We start from the raw sequence: 10,877 nt of genomic DNA, 5'->3' as shown, positions 1-10,877 counted from the left end.
GGCACCATGCAGGGCATGGAATATGTGGGCGAGGACCGGGTGGAGCTGCACTACACGATGCCGCTCGGCGAGATCGTCTTCGACTTCTTCGACCACCTCAAGAGCCGCACCCAGGGCTACGCGAGCCTCGACTACGAGCCGGTGGGCGAGCAGGAGGCCGATCTCGTGAAGGTCGACATCCTGCTGCAGGGCGAGGCGGTCGACGCGTTCAGCGCGATCGTGCACCGCGACAAGGCCTACGCGTACGGCGTGCTGATGACCGAGCGCCTCAAGAAGCTCATCCCGCGCCAGCAGTTCGAGGTGCCGATCCAGGCCGCCATCGGCGCGAGGATCATCGCGCGGGAGTCGATCAGCGCCATGCGCAAGGACGTGCTGGCCAAGTGCTACGGCGGTGACATCACCCGCAAGCGCAAGCTCCTCGAGAAGCAGAAGGAGGGCAAGAAGCGCATGAAGATGGTGGGCCGGGTCGAGGTGCCCCAGGAGGCGTTCATCGCCGCGCTCTCCGGGGACACGGAGAAGAAGGAAAAGAAGTAGATGTCGAGGCTCCCGCTGTGGGAACGCCCCGTCACGTACGCCGCAGTCGGCGCGACCCAGGCCGCGGACCTGCTCGATAACGCGCCGGCCGGCTATCGGCCGTACCGCGAGCGGGTGCGCATCGGGCACGGCGAGGACCGCTGGCGCCACGCCTGGACCACGGTGCTGTCCTGGGGCATCCAGACCAGGAGCGGGTTCCACGTCGACCTGGTCGACGCTCCGGCCGCCGTCACCGACCAGACGTACGTGCCCGTCTCGTTCGACCCGGCGGGGGCTCCGATCGCGAGCCAGGTCGGGGCGGCCGCCGACGAGGTGGTCTTCGGCCCGTACGGGATGCCGTTCGTCGCGCCAGGGTCGACCGCGCTGCTCTCCATCCCCTTCGGTCCGTTCAGGGTGTCCGCACCCGCCAGGGTCGTCTACGTGGTCGACGAGCCGCAGCGCCGCGGGTTCGCCTATGGGACCCTGCCCGGACATCCGGAGGAGGGCGAGGAGTCCTTCATCGTGGAGCAGACAGACGACGGATCGGTGTGGCTCGAAATCAGCGCGTTCTCCCGGCCCGCCAATGGATTGTGGTGGCTCGTCTACCCGGTGCTTCGGGCGTCGCAGGCGTTCTACACCCGCCGGTACTTCGAGTCGCTGTCCGGACCGGTCGAGTCGCCGGGCCCGGCCGGCTGAGAACCCATGCCAAGCGCCCTCCCCATCGCCGATCCGGCTCCCCTCGACGGCTCGCTGCCCGCGAGCGTCGCGGCCGGCGCCGGCGAGCGAAACTTCGGCGTCTACGTGCACGTGCCGTTCTGCCGGGTGCGCTGCGGATACTGCGACTTCAACACCTACACCTCCGACGAACTTCGGGGCGCGAAACGCACGGACTACGCCGGCCAGGCAATCGCCGAAATCGCCATGGGGAGGCAGATCCTCGACCGTGCCGGGCTGCCGCCGCGGGTAGCCTCGACCGTGTTCTTCGGCGGGGGTACGCCGACGATGCTTCCCGTGACCGACCTCGCCGCTATGCTCGCCGCGGTGCGCGACACCTGGGGGCTCGCCGACGGAGCCGAGGTCACGACCGAGGCGAACCCCGACTCGGTGGATGCGGACTACCTCCTCGCCCTCGCAGCCGCCGGCTTTACCCGCGTGTCGTTCGGCATGCAGTCCGCCGTGCCGCACGTGCTCGCGACCCTCGAACGCACCCACGACCCCGAGCGGGTGCCTCTCGTCGTCGAGTGGGCCCACGCCGCCGGGCTCGCGGTGAGCCTCGACCTCATCTACGGCACACCGGGCGAGTCGCTCGGGGACTGGCGAACGTCCCTCGAGCACGCGCTCGCGCAGCATCCCGACCACCTCTCCGCGTACGCGCTCATCGTCGAGGACGGCACGAAGCTGGCCAGGCAGATTCGGCGCGGCGAGGTCGCCCAGCCCGACGAAGACCTGCAGGCCGACATGTACGAGCTCGCCGACGAGTTGCTCGAGGCGAGCGGCTACGGCTGGTACGAGGTGAGCAACTGGTCGAGGCCGGCCGGCGTAGCGGATGGCGCGCTGCCGACGGTCGGAGCGAGCGCCGCCGACCAGCGCTCCCGCCACAATCTCGCCTACTGGCAGGGCCACGACTGGTGGGGCGTGGGACCTGGCGCCCACAGCCACGTGGGGGGAGTGCGCTGGTGGAACGTGAAGCATCCGGCCGCCTACGCCGAGCGGATCCTCGCCGGACACTCGCCGGCGGCGGGGCGCGAGACTCTCGACGACGAGACCCGGCGGGTGGAGCGGGTGCTCCTGAACACCCGCATCCGCGACGGCCTCGCCGTGTCGGAGCTTCCGGCACCGGCGCGCACCGCTGTCGCCGGGCTCATCGGCGACGGCCTGGTGGACGGAACCGCAGCCCTGCGCGGCACGATCCGGCTGACGCTGCGGGGGCGGCTACTCGCCGATGCCGTCGTGCGACGGCTGCTCGACGAGTAGCCGACGGCTTCAGTCGCCGATGAACTTGATCGCCATCGGGTACACGTACGGCTCCCCTCGGTCAGCCGCGACCGCGGCGACGATGCAGAAGACGATGTTGAGTACGGCGACCGCGACGAGGATCAGCGCGCCGATGAAGAAGATCCAGATTGTGAAGAGCCCGACCATGTAGCCGAGCAGCACTGTGAGCTGAAAGTTGAGCGCGGACGTCGTGTGCTGGCGCACGAACGGCCCGCGATCCTTGAGCACGATGTAGCCGATGAGCGCGGGCAGGAAGTGGAAAAAGATGCCGCCCACATGGATGAGCGTCGCCCAGAGTTTCTCGTCTGCCGGGCTGAGCGGCTGCACGGTCTGGTGGGGGCTGCCGGGGGGAGTTGTGGTTTCGGACATGACCCCATTAAAGCAAGGTGTCCGGGAGCGCTGCTCCCGGACGCCCCTTCGGTGCTACTTGATGAGGCGAAGCGCGACCGGGTAGCGGTAGCTGCCGCCACCGTTAACCTTGACGCCGCCGAGGATCGAGAAGATGAGGTTCACCACATAGAGGGCGAACTGCAGGAATCCGATCAGCAGGGCGATGGGGAAGAACACCGCAGCCGTAATGACCCAGAGGACCTCGAGGATGATCCAGGCACCGATCCAGGTGATCTGCCAGTTGAGTGCTTCCTTGGACTCCTGCCGGGTCAGCGTTCCGCGATCTTTGAAGACTAGGAAGATGATGAGCGCGGGGAGGAACCACAGGATTCCGCCGAAGTGCGCGAACGAGGCCCACTGCTTGTCTTCGGCAGCCGTGAGAGGCGCAGCCGGCTGAGGAGCCATCGGCTGCGGTGTCGGTTCGGTCATGTGCGTTGCCTTTCGAGTGAGCGGCCCGACCCTGTCAACAGGGCCGTGGTGCACTCGCGCCGCCGCCATTCTCGGTGAGAAGAGTTCGTGTGTGAGTACATGCATACGGTACTGCTCGTTTCGCTCCGGGTGCAATGCCTGCGTCGCAGCGTGTCGCGATACAATTGGCAGTCTGCAGTTGCGAGTGCTAAGACCGGAGGTGGTGCTGGATGGTGTCTGAGCGTGGTCTCGACGTGCTCCGCGTCATCGTGCAGGACTATGTTGCCTCCCGGGAACCGGTCGGCTCGAAGTCGATCGTGGACCGTCACTCCTTCGGGGTGTCGGCGGCGACCATCCGCAACGACATGGCGCTCCTCGAGGAGGAGGAGCTCATCGCCGCGCCGCACACGTCGTCCGGCCGCATCCCCACCGACAAGGGCTACCGCGTCTTCGTCAACCAGCTCGCCGACCTGCGCCCGCTGAGTGCCGCCCAGCGCACCGCCATCGAGAAGTTCCTCGGGGCATCCGCCGACCTCGACGAGGTTCTGGGCCGCACGGTCCGCCTGCTCTCCCAGATCACGCGCCAAGTGGCGCTCGTGCAGTATCCGTCGCTCACCCGGTCCCGCATCCGCCACGTCGAACTCGTGCGCCTCACCGCGACACGGATGATGACGGTGCTGATCACGGACACCGGCCGGGTCGAACAGCGGCTCATCGACGTATCGCCGGGGCTCGACGAAGAATTTCTCGACCGGTTGCGCACCAGGCTCAATTCATCGCTCGGTGGGCTCGCGCTCGCGGAGGCCGCCGAAAGGCTCGCGACGCTCGCCGACCAGTTCCCGGCGGAGCAGGCGCCGGCCGTGAAACACATCGCCACCTCGCTCATCGAGCAGGTGCTCGCCAACCGGCAGGACAAGCTCGTGATGGCCGGTGCGGCCAACCTCGTGCGCACGGAGGAAGACTTCACGGGAAGCATCTACCCGGTGCTCGAGGCGATCGAGGAGCAGGTGACGCTGCTGCGGCTCTTCGGCGAGATGGAACCCGACCAGAACGGGTTCTCGGTGAGCATCGGCAGCGAGAATGCGCAATTCGGGCTCGGAGAGACCTCGGTGCTCACGACGGGGTACACGGCATCCGGAGGCGAGCTGTCCCGGCTCGGCGTGATCGGTCCGACCCGAATGGACTACTCCAACAACATCGCCGCGGTGAGAGCCGTGGCCCGCTATCTTTCCCGCCTGCTCGGCGAGGAATGAATGACATCGGCGCGGTGGCCGGCCCCCGGGCTCGCCACGATCGCGCCGAGAATGCAAAGGAATTGGATTGGCTGACCACTACGAAGTACTCGGTGTCGGGCGCGAAGCGACGACTGACGAGATCAAGAAGGCGTATCGTCGGCTCGCGCGGGAACTGCATCCCGATGTGAACCCGGGGGCGGACGCCTCCGAGCGGTTCAAGCTCGTGACACACGCGTACGACGTCCTGTCCGACCCGCAGCAGCGCCAGCAGTACGACCTCGGCCCGCAGACCGGCTTCGGCGGCGGTGGTGGGGCGAACTTCGGCGGCTTTGGCGACATCTTCGAGACCTTCTTCGGCGGCGGCACGAGCCGCGGCCCGCGCTCCCGGCGCGAGCGGGGACAGGATGCCCTGGTGCGGGTGGAGGTGGACCTGGACGAGATCATCTTCGGCACGACGCGCGACGTCGAGGTGGACACGGCCGTGCTCTGCGAGACCTGCAACGGCTCCTGCTGCGCCCCCGGCACGCAGCCGGTGACCTGCGACATCTGCCGCGGCAGCGGCCAGATCCAGCGCGCCGTGCGCAGCCTGCTCGGCAACGTCATGACGTCGAGCCCGTGTGGCACCTGCCGCGGCTACGGCACGGTCATCCCGAACCCCTGCCCCACCTGCCAGGGCCAGGGCCGCGTTCGCGCCCGCCGCACGATCCCGGTGGACATTCCGGCCGGCGTCGACACCGGCCTCCGCCTTCAGCTGCCCAGCCAGGGCGAGGTGGGTCCGGCCGGCGGCCCGAACGGCGACCTCTACCTCGAGATCAAGGTGCGCCACCACGACGTCTTCAGCCGCAACGGGGACGACCTGCTGGCGACCCTCGAGGTGCAGATGACGGATGCGATCCTCGGCACCCGCACCGTCCTCAAGACGCTCGACGGGGAGGTCGCGGTGGACATCAAGCCGGGAACCCAGAGCGCCGAGGTGATCACGCTCAAGGACCGCGGTGTCACGAGGCTGCGCGGCAACGGGCGCGGCGACCTCAAGATCGGCGTGCAGGTGACCACGCCGAGCAAGCTCAGCCACAAGGAGCAGGACCTGATCAAGCAGTTCGCCGGGTCGCACCGGTCGGCGCCGCCCACGCTCACCCACTTCCAGCAGGGGCTCTTCCAGAAGCTCCGCGACCGCTTCCTCAACATCTGAGTCCCGTGGCTCACTTCTACCTGAACGAGGAGCTCACCGAGGCGGCCGTCGGCGGCCGCGTGTCGGTGACCGGGCAGGAGGCACGGCACGCGGTAACGGTGAGCCGCATCGCCGTTGGTGAGTCGATCTCGGTCGGCAACGGGGCGGGGCTCGTCGTCACGGGAGCTGTCGTGTCGGCCGAGCCGTCCGAGTTCGTGGTGGAGGTCGCCTCGGTCGAGCGAAGCGAGCCGAACAGCCCGGCCGTCTGGCTCGCCCAGGCCCTCGCCAAGGGCGACCGCGACGAGTACGCGGTGCAACAGGCCACAGAGCTCGGCGTCGACGGAGTGATCCCGTGGGCGGCCCAGCGCTCGATCGTCAAGTGGGAGGGCGCCAGGATCCGCAAGGGCCACGATCGCTGGACCGCGATTGTGCGCGAGGCGAGCAAGCAGTCCATGCGCACCTGGATCCCGGAGGTGGGCGACCTCGCCTCGACCGTCGTGCTCGCGGCGCTCGCCGCCGACACCCGGATGCTCGTGCTCGAGCCGACCGCGCAGACCGCGATCACCGCTCTCGAGCCGGACGGGCGGGACGTGGTGCTCGTCGTCGGCCCGGAGGGGGGAATCGCGCCGTCCGAGTTGAGCAGGCTCGAGGGAGCGGGCGCGATGCTGGTGCGGCTGGGCGACACGATCCTCCGCACCTCGAGTGCGGGGCCGGCGGCCATCGCGGTGCTCAATGCCCAACTCGGCCGCTGGTAGCAATGCCCAACTCGGCCGCTGGTAGCGAACGCCGCCGCCGCGCGCGGCCCGGTCTTCTAAGCTAGAGGCATGTCAGAAACGCAGGAGAGTTCGATCTTCACGAAGATCATCGCTCGGGAGATCCCGGCCGACGTGGTGTTCGAGAACGAGCGCATCATCGCGATCACCGACGTCGCGCCGAAGGCGCCAGTGCACCTGCTGGTGATCCCCAAGACGGAGCGTTACCGCAACGTCGGCGAACTCGCCGCGGGGGACCCCGCGCTGCTCGCCGAGGTCGTCGCGGTCTCCCAGCAGCTCGCGACCGAGCGTTCCGGCGGCGAATTCCGCCTCGTCTTCAACACCGGGCCGTCCGTCGGCCAGACCGTCTTCCACGTCCACGCCCACGTTCTTGGCGGCTCGCTGCCGGAAGGAACCCTTGGCCAGTAGCAATCGATTCGGTTCGGACGCGTCGACCCCTGGCGACCGCGAGCACGTCGAGTTGCGCGTTGACGGCGTGGCCATGGTGCGGCTTCTCGGGCCGCAGGACCGGCTGCTCAAGACCATCGAGAGGCAGTACCCGCGCGTCGAGGTTCTCGTGCGCGGAAACGAAATCACCCTGGATGGCGATGCCGACCAGGTGCGATCGGCCGTGAGGCTCGTAGAGGAGTTGGTGACGATGGTGCGTGGCGACCAAGAGCTCGGCCAGCGCGATGTCGAGGAGTCGGCGAAGATTCTCAGTGCCGACCCGCGGGTGAGTCCGGCGGAATTGCTCAGCCAGGCGATCCTCACCAGCCGGGGCAAGAGCATCCGGCCCAAGACCCTCGGACAGAAGCAGTATGTGGATGCCATCGACGAGAACACCATCACGTTCGGAATCGGCCCGGCCGGAACCGGCAAGACCTACCTGGCGATGGCGAAGGCCGTGCAGGCGCTGCAGCGCAAGGAGGTGAGCCGCATCATCCTCACCCGGCCGGCGGTGGAGGCCGGCGAGCGGCTCGGCTATCTGCCGGGCACGCTCACCGACAAGATCGACCCGTACCTACGTCCGCTCTACGACGCGCTCAACGAGATGATGGATCCGGAGATCGTGCCCAAGCTGCTCGCCGCGGGAACGATCGAGGTCGCGCCGCTCGCCTACATGCGCGGTCGCACCCTCAACGAGGCGTTCATCGTGCTCGACGAGGCGCAGAACACGACGCCGGAGCAGATGAAGATGTTCCTCACGCGACTCGGCCACGGCTCGAAGATGGTGGTCACCGGCGACGTGACCCAGGTGGACCTTCCGGCCGGCGCGAGCGGGCTTCAGCTGGTCACCCGGGTGCTCGAGGAACTGGACGAGATCCATTTCGCGCGGCTCACGAGCGACGACGTCGTGCGGCACAGCCTCGTTGGCCGCATTGTGGATGCGTACACGAGGTACGACGCAGAGAGGCAGGCGCAGAAGTTCGAGCGCCAGCAGGCGTCGGAAGGCGTCAACCGGTCCGAGCGCCGCTCGGGCGGGCCGCCCCAGGACCGCCTGGGCAAGAGATGGGGCCGCTGACAGTGTCGATCGAGATCAACAACGAGACCACGATCCCGGTCGACGAAGCCGCCATCCAGCGGCTCGCGATCTTCGCGCTCGACCAGCTGCATGTGCACCCGGACGCCGAGCTGGCGATCATCCTCGTCGACGAGGGCGCCATGGAGCAGCTGCACCTGCAGTGGATGGACGAGCCGGGTCCCACGGATGTGCTGAGCTTTCCCATGGACGAGTTGCGTCCGGGCACCGAAGACGCCATGACCCCGGCCGGGCTCCTCGGCGACATCGTGATCTGCCCGCAGGTGGCGGTGGCCCAGGCGGAGACCGCCGGCCACAGCCCGCTCGAAGAGATGCTTCTGCTCACCACCCACGGCATCCTGCACCTGCTCGGTTTCGACCATGCGGAGCCGAACGAGGAGAAGGAGATGTTCGGCGTGCAGCGCGACATCCTCGCTGGTTTCTCCCTCGCCGAGCGACGACGATAGACGCATGATCCCGATCTTCGTCAGCGTCGCCGTCCTGCTGGTGATCTTCGGTGGCCTGCTCGCCGCGGCCGACGCGGCGCTCGGTGTGCTCTCGCGCAACGACCTGCTCGAGATCGCCGCACACTCGAGGGCCCGCAACTCCCTCCTCGCGATCGCCGGCGATGTCGGCGCGCACGTCAACGCCGTCAACTTCATGCGCGTCGTCGCGGAGACGACTGCCGCGGTGCTCGTGTCCCTGTCGTTCGCCTACGTCTTCGCCGACTGGTGGTGGGCGTTGCTGGCCTCGGCGCTGATCATGATCACCGTCTCCTTCGTGCTCGTCGGCTCGAGCCCGCGCAGCGTCGGGCGGGTTCACGCCCGGGCGATCGCGCGCTGGTCGGCCTGGGTCGTGCACGCCATCCGGGTGTCCCTCGGCCCGATCGCCGCCGCGCTCGTCGCCGTGGGCAACCGCGTCACGCCGGGCCGCCGGGCGAGCTTCTCGTCCGAGGAGCAGTTGCTGAGCATGGTGGACGAGGCCACGGAAGACAAGGTGCTCGAGGAGGACGACCGCGAGCTCATCCACTCGATCTTCGAATTCAGCGACACCGTCGTGCGTGAGGTGATGATCCCGCGTACCGACATGGTCACGATCGACGACACCGAGAACCTCGGCGCCGCGATGGGGCTGTTCCTGAGCAAAGGCGTCTCCCGCATGCCCGTGATGGGCGAGGATGTGGACGAGGTGCGCGGCATCCTCTACCTGAGGGACGTGGCGAGGCTCGGCTACGAGCGGCCGCTCGGCATGGACACGATCACCGTGGGCGAACTCGTGCGTCCCGCCGTGTTCATCCCGGAGTCGAAGAAGGCCGACGACACGCTGCGGCAGATGCAGCTCGAATCGAACCACCTCGCGATGGTCGTCGACGAGTACGGCGGGATCGCCGGGCTCGTGACGCTCGAGGACCTGATCGAGGAGCTCGTCGGCGACATCTCGGACGAATACGACCACGAGGTCGTGGAGATCGAGAAGCTCGACGACGGCGTGTTCCGGGTGAGTGCGCGGCTTCCGGTGGACGAGCTCGGCGAGCTTTTCGCGATCGACCTGGAGGACGACGACGTCGACTCGGTCGGCGGGCTGCTCACCAAGGCGCTCGGGCGACTGCCGCTGGCCGGCTCCGTGGCCACGTATTCTGGACTCATCCTTACCGCCGAGCGCACGGAGGGCCGTCGCAAGCGGCTCAGCACCGTGCTCGTCGAGCGCGATCAGGCCCTCATCGACGCTCAGGCGGCGTTCGGCAAACCAAGCAATGGAGACGACCGTGGCGAATGAGCCCCAGGCACCAGTGGAGTTCAGGGCCGGCTTCGTGTCGTTCGTCGGGCGTCCGAACGTCGGCAAGTCGACGCTCACCAACGCGCTCGTCGGCGAGAAGGTCGCCATCACCTCGTCCAAGCCGCAGACCACCCGCCGCGCCATCCGGGGCATCGCGCACCAGAAGAACGGCCAGCTGATCCTCGTCGACACGCCGGGCATGCACCGCCCGCGCACCCTTCTCGGCGAGCGGCTCAACAGCATCGTACAGTCGACGCTGGCGGACGTGGATGTGGTCGGCTTCTGCATGCCGGCCAACGAGAAGATCGGGCCAGGCGACCGGTACATCAATGAGCAGCTCGACTCGTTCCCGCGCGCGAAGAAGGTGGCGATCGTGACGAAGATCGATGCCGCGTCGCGCCCGGCCGTCGCCGCCCAGCTGCTCGCCGTCTCTGAGCTGCGCGACTGGGAGGCGATCATCCCCGTGTCGGCGACCAGCCGCATCCAGCTGGACACGCTCGCCACCGAGTTGATCCGCCTGCTCCCCGTGTCGGCCGCGCTCTACCCGGCGGATGCCGTGACCGAGGAGAGCCTCGACGACCGGATCAGCGAGCTCATCCGTGAGGCCGTTCTCGAGGGCGTGGAGGACGAGCTTCCGCACTCGATCGCGGTGACCATCGATGACATCGTCGAGCGCGACGACAAGGATCTCGTGGAGATCTACGCGAACCTGTTCGTGGAGCGGGACAGCCAGAAGGGCATCATCATCGGCCATCAGGGCCAGCGCCTCCAGGATGTCGGCGCCCGTGCCCGGGTCGAGATCGAGAAGCTCGTGGGTCGCCAGGTCTTTCTGTCGTTGCGCGTCAAGGTGGCCAAGGAGTGGCAGCGCGACGCGAAGCAGCTGGGGCGGCTGGGGTTCTAGGCGGAACTCGCCCGTGACGGCGCTTTCTCTGCCCACGTCTTCTGCCTCACGTCCACTCCCCTTCTGCCTCGCGTCCGCTCCCCTTCTGCCTCGTGTCCACTCCCCTTCTGCCTCCCGTCCGCTCCCCGAGGCGGCCCCCAGCGGGCAGTTCTTGCGCGCGCCGGCAGTCACTCGGTAACAGCTGTCCTTTCGAGCCGGTTTCCACACGTTGTTGCCC

Annotated in this window: 12 protein-coding genes and 1 pseudogene; 11 read left to right on the top strand and 2 right to left on the bottom strand. The window is 68.0% G+C overall.

Annotated features, from left to right (window positions below; translation table 11 throughout):
- The 3 genes and pseudogenes from VIM54_RS12075 to hemW form a co-directional block, all read left to right on the top strand.
- Positions 1-534, top strand: a pseudogene (locus VIM54_RS12075) (elongation factor 4); the annotation flags it as partial.
- Positions 535-1,209: a DUF1990 domain-containing protein gene (locus VIM54_RS12070; protein WP_331901635.1), complete on the top strand. Its 675-nt coding sequence runs from the start codon at positions 535-537 to the stop codon at positions 1,207-1,209.
- 6 nt (positions 1,210-1,215) lie between these two features.
- A complete protein-coding gene (hemW, locus tag VIM54_RS12065; RefSeq protein WP_331901633.1) occupies positions 1,216-2,487 on the top strand; it encodes a radical SAM family heme chaperone HemW in 1,272 nt (423 codons plus the stop codon).
- 9 nt (positions 2,488-2,496) lie between these two features.
- Here hemW and VIM54_RS12060 read toward each other — a convergent pair whose 3' ends face one another.
- A complete protein-coding gene (locus tag VIM54_RS12060; RefSeq protein WP_331901632.1) occupies positions 2,497-2,877 on the bottom strand; it encodes a DUF4870 domain-containing protein in 381 nt (126 codons plus the stop codon).
- A 54-nt stretch (positions 2,878-2,931) separates the two neighbouring features.
- Positions 2,932-3,327 carry a DUF4870 domain-containing protein gene (locus VIM54_RS12055; protein ID WP_331901630.1) on the bottom strand — a complete coding sequence of 132 codons (396 nt, stop codon included), beginning with the start codon at positions 3,325-3,327 and terminating at the stop codon, positions 2,932-2,934.
- 209 nt (positions 3,328-3,536) lie between these two features.
- On the opposite strand from VIM54_RS12055, the gene hrcA reads away from it, so the two are divergent.
- From hrcA to era, 8 genes are all read left to right on the top strand, one after another.
- Entirely contained in the window at positions 3,537-4,559 is a 1,023-nt protein-coding gene (gene hrcA, locus VIM54_RS12050) for a heat-inducible transcriptional repressor HrcA (RefSeq protein ID WP_331901628.1), read from the top strand.
- A gap of 67 nt (positions 4,560-4,626) precedes the next feature.
- The gene (gene dnaJ / locus VIM54_RS12045; RefSeq protein ID WP_331901626.1) at positions 4,627-5,733 is read left to right on the top strand and encodes a molecular chaperone DnaJ; all 1,107 of its coding nucleotides are present in this window, start codon (positions 4,627-4,629) and stop codon (positions 5,731-5,733) included.
- A 5-nt stretch (positions 5,734-5,738) separates the two neighbouring features.
- On the top strand, positions 5,739-6,467 hold the full coding sequence (locus tag VIM54_RS12040) for a 16S rRNA (uracil(1498)-N(3))-methyltransferase (protein WP_331901625.1): 729 nt from the start codon (positions 5,739-5,741) through the stop codon (positions 6,465-6,467).
- Between the two features lie 69 nt (positions 6,468-6,536).
- Positions 6,537-6,893 carry a histidine triad nucleotide-binding protein gene (locus VIM54_RS12035; RefSeq protein ID WP_331901624.1) on the top strand — a complete coding sequence of 119 codons (357 nt, stop codon included), beginning with the start codon at positions 6,537-6,539 and terminating at the stop codon, positions 6,891-6,893.
- Between the two features lie 73 nt (positions 6,894-6,966).
- On the top strand, positions 6,967-7,986 hold the full coding sequence (locus VIM54_RS12030; protein WP_331901639.1) for a PhoH family protein: 1,020 nt from the start codon (positions 6,967-6,969) through the stop codon (positions 7,984-7,986).
- Positions 7,987-7,988: 2 nt separating this feature from the next.
- On the top strand, positions 7,989-8,450 hold the full coding sequence (ybeY, locus tag VIM54_RS12025) for an rRNA maturation RNase YbeY (protein WP_331901637.1): 462 nt from the start codon (positions 7,989-7,991) through the stop codon (positions 8,448-8,450).
- Between the two features lie 4 nt (positions 8,451-8,454).
- Positions 8,455-9,759: a hemolysin family protein gene (locus VIM54_RS12020; protein ID WP_331901623.1), complete on the top strand. Its 1,305-nt coding sequence runs from the start codon at positions 8,455-8,457 to the stop codon at positions 9,757-9,759.
- Positions 9,749-10,660: a GTPase Era gene (era, locus tag VIM54_RS12015; protein ID WP_414673221.1), complete on the top strand. Its 912-nt coding sequence runs from the start codon at positions 9,749-9,751 to the stop codon at positions 10,658-10,660. The genes VIM54_RS12020 and era overlap by 11 nt, the downstream gene beginning before the upstream one ends.
- Positions 10,661-10,877: the final 217 nt, after the last annotated feature.

This window comes from Lacisediminihabitans sp., assembly GCF_036569425.1.
Taxonomy (GTDB): Bacteria; Actinomycetota; Actinomycetes; order Actinomycetales; family Microbacteriaceae; genus Lacisediminihabitans.
The sequence above is the reverse complement of the archived record's forward strand: the minus strand, read 5'-3'. Positions and strand labels throughout refer to the sequence as shown.